Consider the following 19,508-nt stretch of genomic DNA (forward strand, 5'->3'; position numbering starts at 1 on the left):
GCCAACAACGGCACGAACTCCGGCCTGTACCAGGTGGTCGACGCCAACGGCGACGGCCAGGTGGCCTCGTCCGAGGTGCGCCTGCTCGGCGTGTACAACGGCACGGTGCTCTCGCTCTCCGACATCAACCTCGGTTGAGCTATCCGGGATGACGCACGGACGCGCCGCCGCCCGCGCGCCGGATCACGGTGGCGGCTATGCCGGCATCGTCAGGCGGCGCAGTGCCTCCACCGCTGCTCCGGGCGTGGTGAGCACCGGGACGGGCAGCAGCGGCTGAAGCCTTGCCTTCGTTCGCGCCATGGAGAATTGCCCGAGAATCACGACGTCGCAGTCCGGCAACTGCCCGGCGGCCTGCACCACGCGGTCGTCGTGGCCATCGCCGTCGCCGCTCTTGAGCGCGGCCAGCGCGCCGTCGGCGATGGCGACGGCAACCTCGACCCGACGGCCGGCTGCGGCGGCCATCGCCAGCAGTTCGGTGCGCAGCGATCCGGCGGAGGGGCCGAAGCTGACGACGATGCCGATGCGGCTGCCGATCTCCATGGCAGCCTCGAATGCCGCCTCGTTCGGGCGGAACACCGGGATCGGCAGATGCGGCTTGACCGCGTCGATGGCCGGGGCGAAGGCGGAACAGGTGAACAGAATGCCTGCCGTCCGCCCACCCGCCCCCACGGTGCCGGCGGCATAGCCGGCCAACGTCCCGAACCGGTCCATCATCGCCTGGTCGAGCCGGCCGGCCTCGGCCAGATCGACGGCGAGCGAGGTATCGAGAAGGTCGAAGATCCGCGCTTCGGGCCAATGCTCCCGGAAGGCGGTTCGCGCCGGAACAACCGATTCTTCCAGCGCATGGATCAGGGCGATGCGCGGACCCTGTGGTACCGCTCTCACTTCGACAGTCATGGGCATTCTCCCTCTCCGGCTTTCCGCCGGGCGGCCAGAGCCAGCATCAGCCCGCGGTCGCGCTCGGCCTCCAGCGTGGCGATGGACCGCCCCGCGGCCTCCTGTGCAATTCCGTCGATCAGCAGCCGGCGGACTTCCGGCGTCAGGCTTGGGGTGCCGAGCGTGGCCCAGCGCCGCTCCTGGCTCGGACCGAGATGGTCGAGATAATGGGCGATGCCGCCGGGACCGCCGCCCAGGTGATAGGCCATGTGGGAGCCGATCACCGACCAGCGCAGTCCGGGACCGTGCACCAGCGCCGCATCGACATCGGCGACATCGGCGATGCCCTCCGCGACGATGTTGACCGCCTCCCGCCACAGGGCGGATGCCAGACGATTGGCGATGTGCCCCACCGCATCCTTCCTCAGCGCCACCGTCACGCGCCCGAGGCCGCGATAGAAGGTCTCGGCCCGCTCAAGTGTCTGCGCGTTGTCGGCGAACAGCTCGACCAGCGGCATCAGATGCGGCGGATTGAAGGGATGGGCCGTGATGAGGCGGTCGCGCCGCGTCACCCCCGCCGCCAGATCTGTCCAGGTCAGCGAGGAGGTGCTGCTGGCGATCACCGCGTCCGCTGCCGCCGCGGCCTCCACCTCAGCATAGAGGCCATGCTTGACGGCGGTGTTCTCGGGCGCGTTCTCTTGAATCCATGCAGCACCCCCGACCGCGGCGGCGACCGACTGGGCGACGGACAGACGGCCGGGCCGGGCAGCGGTGTGCCCGAGTGCCCGCAACTGCGCGAGCAGCGGCTCGACGCGCTGCGGCAGGGCCGCCAGCACGCCGCCATCGGGGTCCCAGGCCGCCACATCCAGCCCATGGGCCAGGAACAGGGCAGACCAGCTCTCGCCGATTAGCCCGCAGCCGAGCACTGCGACGGACGTGGTCGCTTGCTGGGATGACGGCATTGGACGGATATCCTGGCTTGTTGTGACGGAGAGGAACACCGGATCCCGGAACCGGGTCGGACGGCCGGGACATTCATGACCGAGCCGGCGGCGGAAGACAACAACGGGGCCACTAGTCCCGCACGGTATCCTCACCATCGGCAGTCCCACCGACGCCAAGCTGGCGCATCCGCCGCCACAGCGTCGCGCGGCTGATGCCCATCGACCGCGCCGCCTCCGCCCGATTGCCGTGGTGGCGGGACAGGGCGCTTTCGATGGCGATCCGCGCATCCTCCCCGTCCCGACCGGTCGGCTTTTCCTGCCCGAGCGGTTCGAGGAACAGCTCCGGACAGTCATGGCGCAGGATCTCTGCCGGAATCTCTTCGACGGTGCCGAACTGAAGCACCAGCATGGTCAGACGCTCGCAGATGTTCTCCAGTTCGCGGACGTTGCCCGGCCACCGGTAGTTGGCCAGCCGGGATCGCAGGGGGGCGACGACGACCGAAGGCGCCATCCGGATCCCGGTCCGCTCCAGGCAGGCGGCGACGAAGCCCTCGGCCAGCACCGCCACATCCTCCACCCGGTCGCACAGCGGCGGCAGACGCAGGCGCAGCGTGTTCAGCCGGTACAGCAGATCGGCCCGGAACGCGCGCTGCGGCACCAGTTCCTCCAACGGCTGGTGAGTGGCCGCGATCACCCGCAAATCGACCGGGACCGGCACGACGCTGCCCAGCCGCACGATCTCCCGCTCCTGCAGCACGCGCAGCAGCCGGGTCTGCAGGGCCAGTGGCATGTCGCCGATCTCGTCGAGGAACAGCGTGCCGGTGTGCGCCGCCTCGAACAACCCGACCTTGCCGCCCTTGCGGGCACCGGTGAAAGCGCCCTCCTCATGGCCGAACAGCTCCGATTCCAGCAGGGAGTCGGGAAAAGCGGAGCAGTTGATCGCCACGAAGGGGCGGCCGGCGCGGGGGCCGAGATTGTGGATGGCCTGGGCGAACAGCTCCTTCCCCGTCCCGCTGTCGCCGGAAATCAACACTGTCAGGTCGCTCGCCGCGAAACGCCGCGCGGTGGCGCGCGCCTGTTCGATGGCCGGGCTGTCGCCCCGGATGTCCTCCAGCGTGTAGCGGGTCGTCCGGTTGGAGCGGCGCCGGGTCTGGGACCGCAGGCTGACGTCCGCCTCGCTGATGGCGCGGGCGTCGTAGACGGTGATCATGGCGCCGGTGACCTGCCCATGCTCGCGGATCGGGATGCGGTTGGCGATCCAGTCGCGGCGGCGGAAGCGCAGGACGCTGCCCTTCTCCGCCTCGCCGCTGCTCAACACCCCGCGCAAGGACAATTCCGGCGCCACCTCCGCCGCGACCCGGCCGAGAATGGCGTTCGGGGAAAAGCCCAGCAGAGCCTCCATCGCCGGATTCACCGCCGTCACCCGGTCGCCCGGGTCGACGGCCAGCACCGCCTCCTGGACATTCCGGAGAACACCGTTCAACTGGCTGTAGCGGGCGCTTTCCAGCCGGGCGATGCGGGCCATTTCCAGTGCGTCGTCCAGCCCCTGCCGCACGCCCGCCACCGAGTAGGCCAGGATGCCCTCCATTCCCAGCCGCTCTGTCGCCTCCACCACCACGCTCGACCCGATGATGACGGGAAAGCCGCGCTCCGCCATGCCCTTGACGCAGGCGACCGCCTCGTCCGGGGTCTCGTAGCAGCCCTGCTCCACCTCCGTCCGCAGCAGCCCCTTGATGGCGTCCAGTTCCGGGATGATGCGGCGATGCATGACGATGCCGACCCGGTTCGACCGCTCCCGCGCCTTCAGCAGCGCCAGCAGAATGTCGTACCCGCCGACCTTGATGGTGGCGACCGGCGACTTCACGGTGCTGCGCAGGTAGCTGGCGTTGGCGCCGGCGCTGACGAAGGCGTCCACCGCGCCCGACGCCTCGCGCTCCCGCGCCACCGCCAACGCCGCCTCGTATGCCTGGTCGATCACCTCGATCTCGGCACGCTGGGCGTATTCGTCCAGAACCGCGCGCGCCAGACGGGTGAGGTGACGGTAGCTGAGAAAGCAAAGGCGCAGCCGCCCATCGTTCGGATAGCCCGGCGTCATCGGCATGGTTCCTTTCCCCCGGGGACCCTCCACCACGAAATCGCCGGTGGCGTGGACGCCGGGTCGCAGCCGTTTCGTCAGCGTTGCAAACAAATGTTTCATGTCACGTTTCAACGCAACACGCCACCTGTTTCATGAAACGGCTCACCCTGCCTGGACGTTCGCCATCACACTGAAATCAAACACTATTTTCCTTCTGGCCCGAGCTGGCACAGCCTTTGCTGTTTGATAAGCGAACAAACATTCTGCAAACGAAGCATCTGGGGCGAAGGCATGGCACCACTGAACGGCATCCGGCTGATCGACCTGACGCACATGTTGTCAGGTCCCTACGGCACCATGCTGCTGACCGATCTGGGGGCCGAGACGATCAAGGTCGAACCGCCGGGGCGGGGGGAAGGAACGCGGCAGCTGCTGGCAGGCGATCCCGATTATTCCCGGCACGGCATGGGGGCCTATTTCCTCACGCTCAACCGGGGCAAGCGCAGCGTCTGCATCGACCTGAAAAGCGAGGAGGGGCGCGCGGTCTTCCTCGATCTGGTCCGCAAGAGCGACGTGGTCTTCGACAATTTCAGCGCCGGCGTGACGGAACGGCTGGGCATCGACTTCGCGTCGCTGTCGGCCATCAATCCGCGCATCGTCACCTGTTCGGTCACCGGCTTCGGCGGCAACGGTCCCGACCCGAACCGGCCCGCCTTCGACCAGGTGGTGCAGGCGATGGGCGGCGGCATGAGCATCACCGGACTGCCCGACGGTCCGCCGCTGCGGTCAGGCATCCCCATCGGCGACCTGGGCGGCGGGCTGTTCGGCGCGCTGGGCGTGCTCGCCGCGTTGCAGGAGCGGGAGCGGACCGGCGTCGGCCGCCATGTGGACGTGTCGATGCTGGACGTGCAGATCTCGCTGCTCAACTACATGGGCACGATGCACCTGATGTCGGGGCATGTGCCGGAACGGCTGGGCAACGGCCATTTCGTCCATGTCCCCTACAACACCTTCCGGACCGCCGACGGCCACATCATCATCGCCTGCATCGGCGACGCATTCTTCGAGCGGCTCCTGCCGGCCATCCGGCGGCCGGAACTGGAGGCGCCGGAATACCGCCTCCAGCCCGGCCGCTACGCCGACAAGGCGAGGATCGAGCGGATCGTCGAGGAGGAACTGGTCAAGGACAGCTCCGCCAACTGGCTTGCCCGACTGCGGGAGGCTCGGGTGCCCTGCGGCCCGGTCAACGACTTCGCCCAGGCGATGTCCGACCCGCAGGTGGTCGCCCGGGACATGGTGGTGGAGGTGCCGCTGTCGCAGGGCGGCTCGGTGCGGATGCCGGGCAACCCGATCAAGCTATCCGGGGGCAAACTGTCCGGCAGCGAGGCCGACCGCTTCACCGCCCCCCCCGAACTGGGCCAGGACACCGATGCGGTGCTGGAAACGCTGCTGGGCTACGGGTCCGAACGCATCGGCGAGCTGCGCCGCGCCGGACGGGTGGGGTGAGCCATGGACCGCTTGCTGTTGACCGAAGTCGCCCCGCGCGACGGATTGCAGAACCAGCCGATCTTCGTTCCCACCGACGGCAAGCTCGAGCTGATCCGGCTGCTGGCCGAGGCCGGGCTGACGCGGATCGAGGCCGCCAGCTTCGCCTCGCCCAAGGCGGTGCCGCAGATGGCCGATGCCGAGGAGATCATCGCCGGAACCCGCTCCCTACCGGGCGTGGAGGTCTCCGCACTCGCCATGAACGGGCGCGGACTGGACCGGGCGCTGGCCTGCGGAACCCCGCAGATCGCCACGGTGGTGGCCGCGACGGAGGAAATGAACCGCCGCAACATCAACATGACGCTGGATCAGGCGACCGCCGCCGCGGAGGAGGTGATCGGCCGCGCCCTGCAGGCGGGCGTGGGCGTGCGGGCCTATGTCGCCGTCGCCTTCGAATGCCCGTTCGAAGGGCCGGTGGAGCCGGCCGCCGTCGTCCGGCTGGCGGAACGCTTCGCCGCAATCGGTGCCGGTGAGGTGGTGATCGCCGACACCATCGGCGCTGCCGCTCCCGGTCAGGTGACCGGCCTGCTGCGGGCGCTGCTTCCCAGCCTGCCGGCGGAGCGGATCGGCATGCATTTCCACGACACGCGCGGCTTCGGCGTCGCCAACGCCCATGCGGCCATCGAGGCGGGCATCCGCCGGCTCGACGCCAGCGCCGGCGGGATCGGCGGCTGCCCCTTCGCCCCCGGCGCCGCCGGCAATCTCGCCACCGAGGATGTGGTGCTGTTGGCCGAGAAATCCGGTCTCGCCACCGGTGTCGATCTGCCCGCCCTGATCGCGGCGGTCGATGTCGCCGGTCGCCTGCTGGACCGGACCCTGGGCGGACGGGCCATGCCCTGGCTGAGACGCAGCCAAGCGCGGGCAGCCGGAGATCATCGTTGAGCGCATACCCGGATATTCGACATGATTTGGGCACCCAATAATTAAGATTTAAAAGGGAATAAAGTCCTTATCAGTCCAATGAAAAGCAGGGAGGAGCTTGGTCATGAGTTTCACAACCGGCACGGACCAACCGGCCGCCGCATTGGTGGCACGGGCCGCCGCCTCCACCGTGGGAAGCCTGTTCCTTTCCACCGCGCGGCTTTATCCGCAACGCATCGCCATCGAGGATGACGGCCAGGACGAGATCCGCATCCTGACCTTCGCCGATCTGGCCGAGCGCGTGAACCGCAGTGCCTCGGCGCTGGCGGCGCTGGGGGTGACGCGCGGCGCCCGTGTCGCCGTGCTGTCGGAGAACCGGCTGGAATACATCGAGACGCAGCTTGCCTGCGCCCTGCTGGGGGCCATAACCGCCTGCCAGAACTGGCGCCTCAGCCCGCGCGAGCTGGAGCACTGCATCGGCCTCGTCGCACCGACGGCGATCCTGGTCTCGCCCCGGCATACGGGCATCCTGTCGGACGCCGCCACCGCCGGAATCCCGGTGATCCAGTTCGGCGCGGAATGGGAGCGCCGCCTCGCCGCCGCATCCGCCGACACGCCGCCGGACGTCGCCGAGCCGGAGGATCCCCTGCTGATCCTCTACACCAGCGGCACCACCGGCCTGCCCAAGGGGGCAGTGCTGACCCATCGCAGCCAGCTTGCCCGCATGGCGGCGGCACCGTTCGACCTGGGGGTGCGGCCGGGCAACACCAACCTGTGCTGGCCGCCGCTCTACCATATGGGCGGTACGGAGCCGGCCCATTACGCGCTGCTGACCGGCGGGCGGGTAATCGTGCTGGACGCCTTCGACCCCGACCGGATCGCCGACAAGATCGAGACCGAGCGGTTCGAGTGGGTGTCGATCATGCCGGGCACGCTTGGCCGGATGATCGAGGTGCTGGAACGGCGCAGCGTCAGGCCACTCGGCCTGCGAACCTGCGGCGTGATGGCCGACCTGTCGCCGCCAGCCGAGGTGGCGCGGCTGAGCGAACTGCTGGACGCCGACTTCCTCAACTGCTTCGGATCGACCGAGACCGGCACCCCTCCCCTCTCCGGCCGCCAGCTTCCCCGCGGCGCCACCGGCGATCTCGGCAAGGCGCCGAGCGTCGGCGCGGAAATCCGGCTGGTCGATCCGGACGACAACGACGTGCCCGACGGCGGCATCGGCGAACTCGCAATGCGCGGCCCGACGCTGTTCAGCGGCTACTGGAACAACGAGGCGGCCACCCGGAAGGACTTCCGCAACGGCTGGTTCCACATGGGCGACCTGCTCCGCCGCCGGCCGGACGGCCTCTATGATTTCGTCGACCGCGCCAAGTACCTGATCAAGTCGGGCGGCGAGAACATCTACCCGGCGGAGATCGAGCGCGTTCTGGTCGGGCATCCCGACGTGCGTGACGCCGTGGTCGTGCGCAAGAAGGACGACCGCTGGGGCGAAATCCCGGTGGCGGTGGTGGTGTCCGCCAACCCCCGCCTGGAGGCCGCCGAACTGTCCGCCCTGTGCCGGCGGGAGCTGGCCGGATTCAAGCAACCCAAGGCCATCCATTTCGTGCCGCCCGAGCGCATCGTCCGCTCCACCACCGGCAAGGTGCAGCGCGGCGTCATTGAAAGCTGGGTTGAAAGTTGGGTCGACAGCCAGACGGTGGAGCCATCATGAGCGACAGCCTGTCCACATATGCCGCCGCCGCCACCGGCGATGACGCCGCCGAGCTCGACGCGCTGGTCCGCACCGTGAGCGGCTTCGTCCAGACGTCCCTGCGGCCGCACGAGGAGGCGGTGGACCGCGCCGACGACGTCGATCCCGGCCTGATGCGCGACCTGCGCCGGTCGGCTGCCGACCTCGGCATCTACGGCTACAACATGCCTGAGGAGATCGGCGGGCCGGGGTTGAGCCGGATCGCCATCTCGGCCATCGACGAGGCGACCGGCCACACCAGCATGCCGCTCGCCGAAGCCTGTGGCCATCTGCCGGGATCGCTGCTGTTCGCCGACGCTGCCCAGCGCGACTGGTTCGTCGGACCGCTGATGCGCGGCGAACGCACCGTCGCCTACGCCCTGACCGAGCCGGACGCCGGTTCCGACCTCAACGCACTGAGGACGCGGGCACGGCGGACCGACGGCGGCTGGCTGCTGTCGGGGGCCAAGACGTTCATCTCGCATGCGGAGACCGCCGACCACACCATCGTGCTGGCGGTGACCGACCGCGATGCGCCGTTGAAGGGGCGGCTGACCACCTTCATCGTGCCGCGTGGGGCGCAGGGCTTCACCATCGAGCGCCGGTTCCGCAAGCTGGGCTGGCACGGCTACCACATCTCGGCGCTCAGCTTCGACGACTGCTTCGTGCCAGACGATCACGTTCTGGGCACGCCCGGCGCCGGATTCGGCGTGATGATGGCGACCATCAACAACGACCGGCTCTTCGTGTCCTGCCGCTGCGTCGGCATGGCCCAGCGGCTGATCGACTTGGCGGTGCCGCACGCCCGCGACCGCACCACCTTCGGGCGGCGGCTGGCCGACCATCAGGCCATCGCCTTCATGCTGGCGGACTGCGACGTGGAGATCGACGCCGCCCGGCTGCTCTGCGCCAAGGCGGCGCGCCTGTCGGACCAGAAGCATCCCGACGCCCGCATCGCCGCATCGCGCGCCAAGCTCTACTGCACCGAGATGGTCGGGCGGGTGGCCGACCGGGTCCTTCAGATCTTCGGCGGGGCCGGCTTCATGGCCGACCTGCCGGTGGAGCGCATCTATCGCGACGCGCGCGGCTTCCGCATCGGCGAGGGCACCTCGGAGATGCAGCGGCTCCAGATCGCGCGCAGCCTGATCGACCGGATGTGAGGACAATCCCGGATGGAAAGCACACTCCTGGTCCAATCCCTGCTGCTGGCCCTGACCACCGCCGGGCTCTACGCCGCCATCGCCTCCGGTCTCACCCTGGAATTCGGCGTCACCGGCATCATCAACTTCGCGCATGGCGAGTTCGTCATGCTGGGCGCCTTCCTGACCTATTTCCTGTACGAGACGGCGGGCGTGCCGCCGCTGGCCGGCATGGTCCTGTCCGGTCTGGCGATGACCGCCCTGTCCTGGCTCGTCTTCGACGGGTTCCTGTCGAGGGTCCTGAAACAGGATGAGCACAACCAGATCCTCGCCACCATCGGCCTGTCGATCCTGCTCATCAACCTGGCGATGATCGCCTGGACGCCGGACGCCCGCGTGATGCATGCCCCGGCCCTGCTGCCGCCACTGCAGATCGGCGACGTCATCGTTCCCGGCAACAATCTGGTCGTGCTGCTGGTCGGCATCGCGCTCTATGGCGGGATGATCTGGTTCATGCGGCATACCCGCCAGGGACTGCTGCTGCGTCTGGCCGCCGACGATCCGCAGCTGGCCGTTCTGGCCGGGGTGGACGTGACGCGGATGTTCCGCCTGTCCTTCCTGATCGGCGGATTGACGGCGGGCGTCAGCGGCGGGCTGGTGGCACTGATCCTGTATGTCCAGCCGCTGGTGGGCGTCGATCTGGTGATGCGCGCCTTCGCCATCGTGGCGCTGGGCGGGCTGGGCAGCATCGGCGGCGCTCTGATCGGCGCGGTGCTGCTGTCGGCGGCGGAGAACCTGACCGCCACCTTCGTGCCGGGCGGAGGTAGCTGGGGCTACGGGGTCGCCTTCGTCATCATCGTCCTGGTGCTGGTCGTGCGACCCACCGGACTGTTTGGATCGGAGCGGCGCGCATGAAGACCGGACTCACGCGACTTCTCCCCTACGTTCTCATCCTTCTGGTCACGCTGGCGCTGATCTGGATCGACAAACCCTTCTGGATTCAGCTCGCCATCGGCGTCGCCATCACCGCGATCACGGCGCTGGCCTGGGACATCCTGTCGCGAACCGGCCAGGTTTCGCTGGGGTCAGCGGCCTTCTTCGGCATCGGGTCCTACACGCTGGCGATCTTCGAGCCGCTGATCGGGCTGACGCTGGCCTGGATCGCGGTGGCGGTGGTCTGCGCGCTGGCGGCGACGCTCTTGGGGCTGCTGACCCTGCGGCTGCGCCGGATGTATTTCGCCATCGCCACGCTGGGCTTCGCCCTGTCGATGCAGGTTCTGGTCGTGGTGTTCCCCGATTTGACCGGCGGCTCGGGCGGCATCGCGCCGCCGGTGCTGGCGGACGGCGATCCCCGCTGGCAACTGGGACTGATCGGGCTTCTGCTGCTGGCGGCGGTGGCCATATCGGACACGCTGCTGGGGCTGCGCTTCCGCCCGGCCTTCTTCATGATCCGCACCAAGCCGGAACTGGCGGCGGCCAGCGGCGTGCCGGTGGTGCGCATGAAGATCTTCGCCTTCATCGTGTCGGGCGTGCTGATCGGCTTGGCCGGAGCCTGTTACGGCGGCCTCTACGGCTATGTCGTGCCGACCGACGTGTTCACCACCAACTGGAGCGTGCTGCCACTGGCGATCGCCACGCTGGGCGGGATGGACACCACCATCGGCCCGTTGCTGGGCGCCATTGCGCTGAAGGCGCTGGAGGAAGTGGCCCGCTCGGTGATCGGCGGAACCGGCTATCAGGTGGTCTACGGCGCCGTCATCATCCTGTTCGTCATCGCCATGCCGCAGGGGATCGTGGGCCTGCTACGCAAAGTCGGGACGCTGACCGGACGCCGGACTGCCACCGGCGAGAAGAAGAAGGAGCGGGAACGCCATGCGTGACACAACCTCTCCCAGCCCCGCCCGGACATCTGTCCCGCCGTCCGGCGGCGCGATCCTGGCGGTCGAGGATCTGACCGTGGCCTTCGGCGGCCTGAAGGCGCTCGACGGAGTGTCGCTGTCCATCGCGGCGGGCGAGATCACCGGCCTGATCGGCCCCAACGGCTCGGGCAAGAGCACACTGGTCAACACCGTGTCGGGCCAGCTTCCCGTCCGCGGCGGACGCATCCGCCTGCGCGGCGGCGAGGTGACCGGACAGCGGCCCGACCGGATCGTCCGGGCCGGCATGGCGCGCACCTACCAGATCCCGCGCGTTCCCCCCACCCTGACCGTCGAGGAGGTGCTGTCGGTTCCCCTTCTCTATGCCGGGCGCGACCGCCACCGCCTGCCGGAATTGGACAACGCCGCCGCCATCGCCGCCTTCTGCGGACTGGGACCGCTGTTCCGCCGCTTCTGCGGCGACCTGTCGGTGACCGACCTCAGGCGGCTGGAGATCGCCCGGGCGCTGGCCTGCGCACCCGACCTCCTGCTGCTGGACGAAGCGATGGCCGGCCTGTCGCACGAGGATTCGGTGGAGGTGATGGGCCTCATCCGCAATGTCCACGAACAGGGGATCAGCATCGTGATCATCGAGCATCTGATGCGCGTCATCACCACCCTGTGCCATCGCGTCGTGGTCCTGAACAACGGCCGCCTGCTGGCGGAAGGGGCGCCGGCGACGGTGCTGGCCGACCAGGCGGTGCGGGAAGCCTATCTGGGCAAGGGGTTCGCCGCATGAGCCGCTTCATCGGACGGATCGGCGGCGCCTCCTACGACCGCCTGCGCGTCCTCCACCAGCTCGACATCGCGGTGGAGAGCGGGCACATGCTCGTCATCCTCGGTTCCAACGGCGCCGGCAAGACCACGGCGCTGCGGGCCCTGACCGGCACCGTTTCCACCAGCGGCCGCCATCTGGCGCTCGACGGGCAGGATCTCAGCGGCTGCGCGCCCTGGCAGCTTCCAGCCCATGGCGTGGTGCTGGTCCCGGACGGGGCGCGTTGCTTCCCGAACCTGAGCGTCGAGGACAATCTGCTGGGCGCCCATGGCGCCGCGGCGGGACGGCGGCAACAGGCGCCCTATGGCCGTCTGCGCGACATGGTGTGCGATTACTTCCCGATCCTGCGCGACCGCAGCCGCCAGATCGCTGGAACCATGAGCGGCGGCCAACGCCAGATGCTGGCGATCGGCCGTGCCCTGATGGCCGAGCCATCGGCCCTGATCCTGGACGAACCATCGGCCGGGCTGGCCCCGATCGTCGTCGAGGAGCTGTTCGTAACCCTCGCCAAGATCAAGCGGGAGACCGGCTGCGCCATCGTCATGGCCGAACAGAATGTCGGCTACGCCACCCACATCGCCGACCATTGCGTCGTGCTGGAGGAAGGGCGGACCGCCCTCTCCGGACCGATGGCCGAGGTCGTCAATCACCAGAAGCTGCGCAGCGCCTATCTGGGCATCTGACGCATCGGAAGCGGAGGACACCCCATGCCGGCAGTCGGTTCCGACGTCGTCATCGCGGGCATCGGCGAGACCCCCGTCGGTCGCCTGCCCGGATGGTCACCGGTCGAAATCCAGGCCATGGCGGTGCTCGCGGCGCTGCGCGACGCGGGTTTCGCCCTGTCAGACCTCGACGGACTGATCAACCTCGATCCCTACGCCACCCCCAACAGCATGTTCTCGACGACGCTGGCCGAGCATCTGGGCGTGGCGCCCCGCTTCGCCTGCACGGTCGATGTCGGCGGCACCGTCACCGGCATGACCATGCTGCAGCAAGCGGTCTGGGCCATCGAAAGCGGCTATTGCAACGTGGCCGCCTGCGTCTATGGCGAGAACGCCCTGACCGGCCGGCCCGTCGGCGCGCAGGGCCTGCACATGCACAACCTGCTGGGCGGAGAGGAATGGGAGGAGCCGTTCGGTCTACACGGCATGGTGATCCCCTACGCCTTGCTCGCCCAGCGCTATCTCGATCTCTACGGCGCCACCGACGAGGATCTGGCGGCGGTGGCCCTGGTCACGCGCCGCCACGCCCTGCTGAACGACAACGCGCAGATGCGCAAGCCGATGACGCTGGAGGATTACCGGGCGAGCCGCCAGATCAGCAGCCCGCTGCGCCTGCTCGACTGTTCGCTGGTGTCGGACGGCGGCGGCGCACTGGTTCTGACGCGGAGCGGACGGGCACCGCAGGGTGGCGGACGTGGCGTCGCCATCCGCGCCATCGGAATGAAGACCACCCACAACTCGGTGGCCCTGATGCCGGACATTCCCGGACTGGGGATGGCCGCCGCCGGCGCCGACGCCTACGAGGCGGCGGGGATGGGTCCGGAGGACATCCAGGTCGCCAACCTGCACGACGCCTTCACCATCTCGGTGCTGGTGTCGCTGGAGGCCTTGGGCTTCGCCGGGCCGGGAGAAGGCGGGGCGCTGGTGCGGTCTGGCGCGATGGATCTCGGCGGACGCTGGCCGCTGAACCCCCATGGCGGCCTGCTGTCCCAAGCCCACATCGGCGGGATGCTCCACATCACCGAGGCGGTGCGCCAGCTGCGCGGCGAGGCCGGGCGGCGGCAGGTGGAGGGCGCGCGCCGGGCGCTGGTCAGCGGGAACGGCGGCATCTTCTCGGTCTGCGGCGCCATGATTCTGGAGAAACCCTGATGCTGGATCTTCTCGCCACCCCGCCGAACCCGACCGGGGCCAGCGCCCCCTTCTGGGACGCATGCGACCGGGGAGAGCTGCTGTTTCCCAAATGCGGGCGCTGCGGACATCTCTTCTACTACCCGCGCCGGCATTGCCCGCTCTGCGGCGACACGGCGCTTGGCTGGCAGCGGATGTCGGGCCGGGGAACCGTCTTCTCCCACAGCCATGTCCACGTCGCCTTCCAGGGCGGGGCATGGAGCGGCCAGCTTCCCTACACGGTGGTGCTCGTCGATCTGGCCGAAGGCCCCCGGATGCTCAGCCGGCTGATCGGCGCCGACGCCCCGGCCGTGCGCGGCGGCGACGCCGTGTCGGTCGTCTTTCCCCAGATCGGCGACCGCCGATACCCCTTCTTCGAACGCGTCCCCGCCGGCTGAACCGGCGACCGAGACCACCCGCAAACAACGACGATAAAAACAGGAGGAAACCATGCGTTTCGTGAAACGGCTGGCGGCCGGCGCCGCAGCACTCGGCATCGCCGCGCTGACGATGACCGGTCCAACTCCGGCCGCCGCCCAGACGGCGGAGCCGATCCGGATCGGCGTGCCGCTGCCGCTGACCGGCGTCCTGGCGGTAGGCGGCCAGACCATCCTGGCGGGCGTGCAGTTCGCGGCGGACGAGATCAACGCCGCCGGCGGCCTGCTGGGCCGTCCGGTCTCCCTGCTGATCGAGGACACCAAGAGCGAGCCGAACACCGCCGCCACCATCGCCTCGAAAATGGTGACCGAGGACAAGGTCTACGCCTTCGTCGGCGGATACGGCAGCACGGCCGACTTCGCGCTGCTGTCCAGCGTCAAGCGCTACAAGCCGCTGTTCATCCACACCGGCTCCTCGTCCGTCCGGCTGGAGAAGACCTTCGGCACGGAGGACTGGTACCATCACATCTACATCTGGGATTATCACCGCCAGAAGGCGGCTTCGAGTTTCCTCGCCGCCATCGACCCGAAGGTCAAGACGGTGGCGCTGGCCTATGAGGACGGCCTCTACGGCGCCGATGCGGCCAAATATGCCGAAGAATATCTGACGAAGGCTGGCATCAAGCTGGTGATGAAGGAGCCGTTCAAATCCGGCTCGCCCGACTTCTCTCCGGTGCTGACCCGCGTCAAGTCGCTGAACCCCGACGCCTTCTTCTCCGTCGGCTACTCGGGCGACAACCTCCAGCTCGTCCGCCAGATGAAAAGCCTGGGGATCAAGCCGAAGCTGACCATGGTGGTGTCCGCCGGCGACCGCCGCGCCGACTACGGCGACATGAGCGAGGGGCTGACCATGATCACCGAATGGTCGACCGCCGACAGGACCCCCGCCGCCGCCGAGCTGATCCGCAAGGTGGAGGCGAAGGGCCAGAGCATCGCTCCCGTCTTTCCCCAGGGCTATGCCGGCATGATGACCCTGGCCAAGGCGATCGAGAGCGCCGGCACGCTGGACCAGGACAAGGTGCGCACGGTGCTCTCCACCGCCACCTTCGACACCCCCTACGGCAAGATCGGCTACCGGCCATCGGAAGGCGGCGGCCTGCACCAGCTTCTGTCGGACGAGACGATGGTCATCGTCCAGCACCGCAAGGAGGGCGAGGAGGTCGTCTATCCGGCGGCCAAGGCGAGCGGCAAGCTCGTCTATCCGGCACCGTGAGATGACGGTCCGCTTCGAACGGTGCGGAACGGTCGGGCTGATCACCCTGGCGAAGCCCGACCGCCACAACGCGCTTGCCACCGATCTGGTGGCCGACCTGCTCGCCACGCTCGACCGGCCCGATGCGCGCCAAGCCAGTGCATTGGTCATCGCCGGCGACGGTCCCTCCTTCTGCGCCGGGGCCGACATCGGCGATCTGCTGGGCGCCGGCTGGATGACGCCGACGCCCCTTGGGCCGACGCCGATGGACCTGTTCGAGCGGCTTGACGGGCATCCCCGCCCGACCATCGCCGCGGTCCATGGCCGGGCGCTCGGCGGCGGGTTCGAGTTGACGCTGTGCTGCGATCTGGTGGTCGCGGCGGCGGACGCCGTCTTCGCGCTGCCCGAACTGGGGCTGGGGGTGGTGCCCAACACCGGGTTGGCGAGGCTGGCGCAGATCGCCGGTCCCCGCCACGCCCTGGACCTGATCCTGACCCGCCGCCACATCGGGGCGGAGGAGGCGGCGGCGCTGGGGCTGGTCTCCCGCGTCGTACCGCCCGGAGGCGCCGTCGACGGTGCGGTCGAACTGGCGCGCGCCATCACCGACGGGGCGCCGCCGGGAGCCATTTCCACGGTCAAGCGCGCGGTGCGCCGCGCAGCGCCGCTCGACTGGCCGGCAGTGCGGGCGATGCTGGCCGAGCTGCCCGCCGGCGAATGGGCGGAGGGGCTGGGCGCCTTCGGCGACCGGCGGCGTCCCGATTACAGCGAATTCTGGAGAACATCGGATGCGTGACGCCAAATCCTTCCAGGTCTTCGACCTGCATCACCATGTCGGCTCGCTCGACATCGTCGGCGGCACAAAGGGCGGCGCGGGAAGCGCGGGAGACGGCATGGCGGCGGATGCCGAACAGCGGATCGCCTTCATGGACCGCCACGGCATCGCCCAGGCTCTGCTGATGCCGTCCAACGGCTATCAGGCCCCCAACGGCATCGCCGACACCCGCCGCGTCAACGATTCCGTCGCCGAATACCGCGAGCGCTGGAAGGACCGTTTCCCGGCGGCGCTCGCCACCGTTTCCCCGCTGGAGGGGGATGCGGCGCTGGACGAGATCGACCGCTGCATCGAGGTGCTCGGGATGAAGGGCATCGTCTGGCACCACCGGTTCCAGGGCTGCGCCATCGACCATCTGCGCATGGACGCGCTGCTGGAGCGCGTGCGTCATCACGGCGTGCCGGCCTTCATCCACATCATCGGCGATTCCAAGCTGGAATCGCCGTGGAAGCTGGAGGTGCTGGCCGAGCGCTTCCGCGATGTCAAGTTCGTCGCGCTGGACGCCTTCTCGTCGCCCGATTTCGCGCATTGGATGCCGCACATCGCGCGGCGCCATCCGAACATCCTGTTCGACACCGGAGTGATGGTTCCGGTTTCCCACATGATCGAGCGTTTCGTGCGCGAGGCGGGAGCGCACCGGCTTTTGCTGGGCACGGACTTCTACTCTTCGCCCAAACTGTTCAGCGTTCCATTCCCCCTGCTGGAGATCCTCGCCTCCGACCTGACGGATGGGGACTGCGCGGAGATCCTGGGCAACAACGCCCGTCGCCTGCTGGGGCTTGCCTGAGGAGCCGGCCCCGGCGGTCGCATCGATCTGCCGCCGGGGCCGCGCCCGTCACTCCGGTACGGAGCCTTTCACCACGACGCGCATCAGCACGCGGCGGTGCTTGCCCATCTCGTAGTTGGCCGTGGCCCGGTGCAGCAGGCAGCGGTTGTCCCAGAAAACGAGATCGCCGTGCTGCCAACGGTGGGTATAGACGAAACGGTCCTGCGTCGCGTGCTCCAGCAGTTCTTCCAGCAAGGCGCGTCCTTCTTCCTCCGGCAGGCCTTCGATGTGGGAGCTGTACATGCCGATGTAGAGGCTCTTGCGGCCGGTCTCGGGGTGGGTGCGGACCAGCGGATGGGCAATGGGCGGAGCGGCGGCAATGTCGTCTTCGGTCGGCGGGGCGCTGCCGGTGTAGCGGCGCATGAATTCCAGGCTCTGCACCGACTTCAGTCCGTCGATCCGCCGGCGCGTGGCCTCCGGCAGGGCGTTATAGGCGGCGGTCATGTCGGCGAACTGCGTGTCGCCGCCGTTCGGCGGCAGTTCCACCGCCTGCAGCATTGTCAGCAGCGACGGCTCCCGCAGGAAGGACTTGTCCGTATGCCAGAAATAGTTGGAGCTGATGAAGGGCTTGGCCACCGGGTTGCCGGCGGCGTCCAGGTTGGTGATGGTGTGGACCGCGTCCCACTTCGACCCGTCCGCCAGCCGGATCATGTGCCCCTCGATCGGGCCGAACAGTTCGGCGAAGCGGTACATGCGCTCCTTGTCCAACGACTGGTTGCGGATCACCAGCAGATGGTGGTCGCGGAAGGCCGCGCGCACCGCCTCGACCGTTCCGCCGTCGAGCGGCCGGGACAGGTCGAGGCTGTCGGTCTCCGCCCCGATGATGCCGTCGAGCGGCGTGAACAGGGAGCGGGCCGCGACATCGGCTGGTGCAGCGGCGGAACTGGCGGCTGGCGCATGGAGGCTGTTCATGGGACGGTTCCTCTTGCAGGGCGGGATGGTTTTCAGAGTGGACGGCGGCAGGCCCAAAGGGCGGCGCGCGTCAGGATTTGGCGGTGCGCCGGGTGTTCCAGGGACGCCCGGTCGTGGCCCAGCGTGTCGGCCACTGCCCGGCCCCGGCCGACGTCGCGCGCCCACAAGGCGGGCCAGGCGCCTCCCCCCTCCGACGCCACGGTCGCCAGCGGTTCGACATCGCCGGCCAGATCGAAATCGCCATAGGCCTCGTCAGTCACGGTGAAGGGCGGCAGGCCGGCGGTGAGGGGATGGGGCTTGGCCGTAGGGGCCAGTGTGACCGGACCGCGCGGCGGATGGGCGGAGCGGCCCCACACCCAGGCGCCGCCCAGCAGTTCCTTCCATTCCGGCCAGTCGTCGAAGCAGATCAGCGCGGTGTGCAGGCCCAGCAGCCCGCCACCGCCGGTGACGAAGCGCGACAGCCGATGCCGCCCGTCCTGCGACAGCGAAAAGGCCCAGCGCTCGCGGTGCGGCGCGTATTTCTCGCTGCCCTGCATACGCCAGCGCAGCGCATAGACGGTGAGCATGTCGAAACCACCCTGTTCCAGCGCCTCGAGCCCGCCTTCGATGTCGTCGGTGCCGGTCGAGATGACTCCCGCTTCGGCCAGGATCCTCTCCAGCGCCGGAACGGCGTCGGCGAAGGGATGGCCGATGCCGCCGGTGAGGATCAGGTTGCGGATCGCCCCGCTCATCGATCGCCCGCCAGTGGCTTGACCGCCGGCGCACGGCGGGGCAGGTGCATCTTCAGGCTGAAGGACACGCCGCCGTCGACCATCAGATGCTGGCCGTGGATGTAGCGCGCCCGGTCCGATACCAGGAACAGCACCGCGTCGGCCACATCGTCGGCAGTGCCGAGCGACCGGGCGGGCACGGCGCCGCCGCGCACCGCGCGCACCTCCGCGTCGGCATAGATCGGCGCCGACATGCCGGCGTCGATGAAGCCGGGTGCGACGGCGTTGACCCGCACGCCGCGCGGGGCCAGCGCAAGCGCCAGATGCTCGGTCAGCAGCGCGACCGCCGCCTTGGTGGCCGGATAGGCCCCGGCGTCGGGGCTGGGGGCGACGGCGTTCAGCGAGGTGATGTTGACGATGGCTCCCGACCCGCGCTCCGCCATCCGCCGCGCCACGGCGCGGGTGACGATGAAGGTGCCGGTCAGGTTCACGTCCACCACGCGGCGGAAATCGGCGACGCTGTGCTCCAGCAGTTCGCCGAAGCGGACGATGCCGGCATTGTTGACCAGCACGTCAGGGCCGTCGCCGAAGGCTTCCGTCATCGCGGCAACCACCGCGTCGATCTGCGCCTCGTCGGTCACGTCGGCGGTGAAGGCCAGGGCGCCGGGAATGCGCGCCGACTCCGTCTCCAGCCCGGCGGCATCGAGGTCGAGCAGCGCCACGCGGTATCCATCCCCGGCCAGACGCCGCGCGATGGCCGCGCCCAGTCCGCCGCCGGCTCCGGTCACCAGAGCGGTCTTGGTCATGTGATCCTCCCGGAAAAGCGGGTGTTGGACGTCGAAGGG

Annotated in this window: 19 protein-coding genes; 13 read left to right on the forward strand and 6 right to left on the reverse strand. The window is 69.0% G+C overall.

Going from position 1 to position 19,508, the window contains the following annotated elements; translation table 11 throughout:
* Positions 1-195 precede the first annotated feature (195 nt).
* The 3 genes from FZ983_RS17730 to prpR form a co-directional block, all read right to left on the reverse strand.
* Positions 196-897: an aspartate/glutamate racemase family protein gene (locus FZ983_RS17730; RefSeq protein ID WP_149224853.1), complete on the reverse strand. Its 702-nt coding sequence runs from the start codon at positions 895-897 to the stop codon at positions 196-198.
* The gene (locus FZ983_RS17735) at positions 894-1,838 is read right to left on the reverse strand and encodes a 3-hydroxyacyl-CoA dehydrogenase NAD-binding domain-containing protein (protein WP_149224854.1); all 945 of its coding nucleotides are present in this window, start codon (positions 1,836-1,838) and stop codon (positions 894-896) included. The genes FZ983_RS17730 and FZ983_RS17735 overlap by 4 nt, the downstream gene beginning before the upstream one ends.
* A gap of 112 nt (positions 1,839-1,950) precedes the next feature.
* Complete coding sequence (prpR, locus tag FZ983_RS17740) at positions 1,951-3,921, reverse strand: propionate catabolism operon regulatory protein PrpR (protein WP_211102936.1); 1,971 nt, start codon at positions 3,919-3,921, stop codon at positions 1,951-1,953.
* A gap of 267 nt (positions 3,922-4,188) precedes the next feature.
* Between prpR and FZ983_RS17745 the strand changes: the two genes are divergently transcribed.
* From FZ983_RS17745 to FZ983_RS17805, 13 genes are all read left to right on the forward strand, one after another.
* A complete protein-coding gene (locus FZ983_RS17745) occupies positions 4,189-5,403 on the forward strand; it encodes a CoA transferase (protein WP_149224855.1) in 1,215 nt (404 codons plus the stop codon).
* A 3-nt stretch (positions 5,404-5,406) separates the two neighbouring features.
* Positions 5,407-6,324 carry a hydroxymethylglutaryl-CoA lyase gene (locus FZ983_RS17750; RefSeq protein WP_149224856.1) on the forward strand — a complete coding sequence of 306 codons (918 nt, stop codon included), beginning with the start codon at positions 5,407-5,409 and terminating at the stop codon, positions 6,322-6,324.
* A gap of 103 nt (positions 6,325-6,427) precedes the next feature.
* Positions 6,428-8,017, forward strand: coding sequence for an AMP-binding protein (locus tag FZ983_RS17755; protein ID WP_149224857.1), 1,590 nt, complete (start codon positions 6,428-6,430; stop codon positions 8,015-8,017).
* On the forward strand, positions 8,014-9,195 hold the full coding sequence (locus FZ983_RS17760) for an acyl-CoA dehydrogenase (protein ID WP_149224858.1): 1,182 nt from the start codon (positions 8,014-8,016) through the stop codon (positions 9,193-9,195). The genes FZ983_RS17755 and FZ983_RS17760 overlap by 4 nt, the downstream gene beginning before the upstream one ends.
* 12 nt (positions 9,196-9,207) lie before the next feature.
* On the forward strand, positions 9,208-10,089 hold the full coding sequence (locus tag FZ983_RS17765; protein ID WP_149224859.1) for a branched-chain amino acid ABC transporter permease: 882 nt from the start codon (positions 9,208-9,210) through the stop codon (positions 10,087-10,089).
* Positions 10,086-11,054, forward strand: a complete 969-nt coding sequence (locus tag FZ983_RS17770; RefSeq protein ID WP_149224860.1) for a branched-chain amino acid ABC transporter permease — start codon at positions 10,086-10,088, stop codon at positions 11,052-11,054. The genes FZ983_RS17765 and FZ983_RS17770 overlap by 4 nt, the downstream gene beginning before the upstream one ends.
* On the forward strand, positions 11,047-11,829 hold the full coding sequence (locus tag FZ983_RS17775) for an ABC transporter ATP-binding protein (protein ID WP_149224861.1): 783 nt from the start codon (positions 11,047-11,049) through the stop codon (positions 11,827-11,829). The genes FZ983_RS17770 and FZ983_RS17775 overlap by 8 nt, the downstream gene beginning before the upstream one ends.
* Positions 11,826-12,548 carry an ABC transporter ATP-binding protein gene (locus FZ983_RS17780; protein ID WP_149224862.1) on the forward strand — a complete coding sequence of 241 codons (723 nt, stop codon included), beginning with the start codon at positions 11,826-11,828 and terminating at the stop codon, positions 12,546-12,548. Before FZ983_RS17775 ends, FZ983_RS17780 begins: the two co-directional genes overlap by 4 nt.
* Before the next feature lie 24 nt (positions 12,549-12,572).
* Positions 12,573-13,736, forward strand: a complete 1,164-nt coding sequence (locus FZ983_RS17785; RefSeq protein ID WP_188092385.1) for a thiolase family protein — start codon at positions 12,573-12,575, stop codon at positions 13,734-13,736.
* Complete coding sequence (locus FZ983_RS34160; protein WP_188092386.1) at positions 13,736-14,152, forward strand: Zn-ribbon domain-containing OB-fold protein; 417 nt, start codon at positions 13,736-13,738, stop codon at positions 14,150-14,152. Before FZ983_RS17785 ends, FZ983_RS34160 begins: the two co-directional genes overlap by 1 nt.
* Positions 14,153-14,204: 52 nt before the next feature.
* Entirely contained in the window at positions 14,205-15,404 is a 1,200-nt protein-coding gene (locus FZ983_RS17795) for an amino acid ABC transporter substrate-binding protein (protein ID WP_149224863.1), read from the forward strand.
* A gap of 1 nt (position 15,405) precedes the next feature.
* On the forward strand, positions 15,406-16,176 hold the full coding sequence (locus FZ983_RS17800; protein WP_149224864.1) for an enoyl-CoA hydratase/isomerase family protein: 771 nt from the start codon (positions 15,406-15,408) through the stop codon (positions 16,174-16,176).
* On the forward strand, positions 16,169-17,002 hold the full coding sequence (locus FZ983_RS17805; protein ID WP_149224865.1) for an amidohydrolase family protein: 834 nt from the start codon (positions 16,169-16,171) through the stop codon (positions 17,000-17,002). The genes FZ983_RS17800 and FZ983_RS17805 overlap by 8 nt, the downstream gene beginning before the upstream one ends.
* 48 nt (positions 17,003-17,050) lie before the next feature.
* On the opposite strand, the gene FZ983_RS17810 is transcribed toward FZ983_RS17805, so the two are convergent.
* Genes FZ983_RS17810 through FZ983_RS17820 form a run of 3 tightly spaced genes read right to left on the reverse strand, consistent with a single transcriptional unit; the run spans position 17,051 to position 19,469 of the window.
* Positions 17,051-17,953 (reverse strand): TauD/TfdA family dioxygenase, encoded by a 903-nt coding sequence (locus tag FZ983_RS17810; protein WP_149224866.1) that lies wholly within the window; start codon positions 17,951-17,953, stop codon positions 17,051-17,053.
* A gap of 32 nt (positions 17,954-17,985) precedes the next feature.
* Positions 17,986-18,684 carry a ThuA domain-containing protein gene (locus tag FZ983_RS17815; protein ID WP_149224867.1) on the reverse strand — a complete coding sequence of 233 codons (699 nt, stop codon included), beginning with the start codon at positions 18,682-18,684 and terminating at the stop codon, positions 17,986-17,988.
* The gene (locus FZ983_RS17820; protein ID WP_149224868.1) at positions 18,681-19,469 is read right to left on the reverse strand and encodes an SDR family NAD(P)-dependent oxidoreductase; all 789 of its coding nucleotides are present in this window, start codon (positions 19,467-19,469) and stop codon (positions 18,681-18,683) included. The genes FZ983_RS17815 and FZ983_RS17820 overlap by 4 nt, the downstream gene beginning before the upstream one ends.
* Between the last annotated feature and the right edge of the window lie 39 nt (positions 19,470-19,508).

It is taken from the genome of Azospirillum sp. B21 (assembly GCF_008364825.1).
Lineage (GTDB): Bacteria > Pseudomonadota > Alphaproteobacteria > Azospirillales > Azospirillaceae > Azospirillum.

Coding starts and splice junctions, on each gene's coding strand:
- FZ983_RS17730 (WP_149224853.1), bottom strand. CDS start 897: ATGACTGTCGAAGTGAGAGCGGTACCACAGGGTCCGCGCATCGCCCTG.
- FZ983_RS17735 (WP_149224854.1), bottom strand. CDS start 1,838: ATGCCGTCATCCCAGCAAGCGACCACGTCCGTCGCAGTGCTCGGCTGC.
- prpR (WP_211102936.1), bottom strand. CDS start 3,921: ATGCCGATGACGCCGGGCTATCCGAACGATGGGCGGCTGCGCCTTTGC.
- FZ983_RS17745 (WP_149224855.1), top strand. CDS start 4,189: ATGGCACCACTGAACGGCATCCGGCTGATCGACCTGACGCACATGTTG.
- FZ983_RS17750 (WP_149224856.1), top strand. CDS start 5,407: ATGGACCGCTTGCTGTTGACCGAAGTCGCCCCGCGCGACGGATTGCAG.
- FZ983_RS17755 (WP_149224857.1), top strand. CDS start 6,428: ATGAGTTTCACAACCGGCACGGACCAACCGGCCGCCGCATTGGTGGCA.
- FZ983_RS17760 (WP_149224858.1), top strand. CDS start 8,014: ATGAGCGACAGCCTGTCCACATATGCCGCCGCCGCCACCGGCGATGAC.
- FZ983_RS17765 (WP_149224859.1), top strand. CDS start 9,208: ATGGAAAGCACACTCCTGGTCCAATCCCTGCTGCTGGCCCTGACCACC.
- FZ983_RS17770 (WP_149224860.1), top strand. CDS start 10,086: ATGAAGACCGGACTCACGCGACTTCTCCCCTACGTTCTCATCCTTCTG.
- FZ983_RS17775 (WP_149224861.1), top strand. CDS start 11,047: ATGCGTGACACAACCTCTCCCAGCCCCGCCCGGACATCTGTCCCGCCG.
- FZ983_RS17780 (WP_149224862.1), top strand. CDS start 11,826: ATGAGCCGCTTCATCGGACGGATCGGCGGCGCCTCCTACGACCGCCTG.
- FZ983_RS17785 (WP_188092385.1), top strand. CDS start 12,573: ATGCCGGCAGTCGGTTCCGACGTCGTCATCGCGGGCATCGGCGAGACC.
- FZ983_RS34160 (WP_188092386.1), top strand. CDS start 13,736: ATGCTGGATCTTCTCGCCACCCCGCCGAACCCGACCGGGGCCAGCGCC.
- FZ983_RS17795 (WP_149224863.1), top strand. CDS start 14,205: ATGCGTTTCGTGAAACGGCTGGCGGCCGGCGCCGCAGCACTCGGCATC.
- FZ983_RS17800 (WP_149224864.1), top strand. CDS start 15,406: ATGACGGTCCGCTTCGAACGGTGCGGAACGGTCGGGCTGATCACCCTG.
- FZ983_RS17805 (WP_149224865.1), top strand. CDS start 16,169: ATGCGTGACGCCAAATCCTTCCAGGTCTTCGACCTGCATCACCATGTC.
- FZ983_RS17810 (WP_149224866.1), bottom strand. CDS start 17,953: ATGAACAGCCTCCATGCGCCAGCCGCCAGTTCCGCCGCTGCACCAGCC.
- FZ983_RS17815 (WP_149224867.1), bottom strand. CDS start 18,684: ATGAGCGGGGCGATCCGCAACCTGATCCTCACCGGCGGCATCGGCCAT.
- FZ983_RS17820 (WP_149224868.1), bottom strand. CDS start 19,469: ATGACCAAGACCGCTCTGGTGACCGGAGCCGGCGGCGGACTGGGCGCG.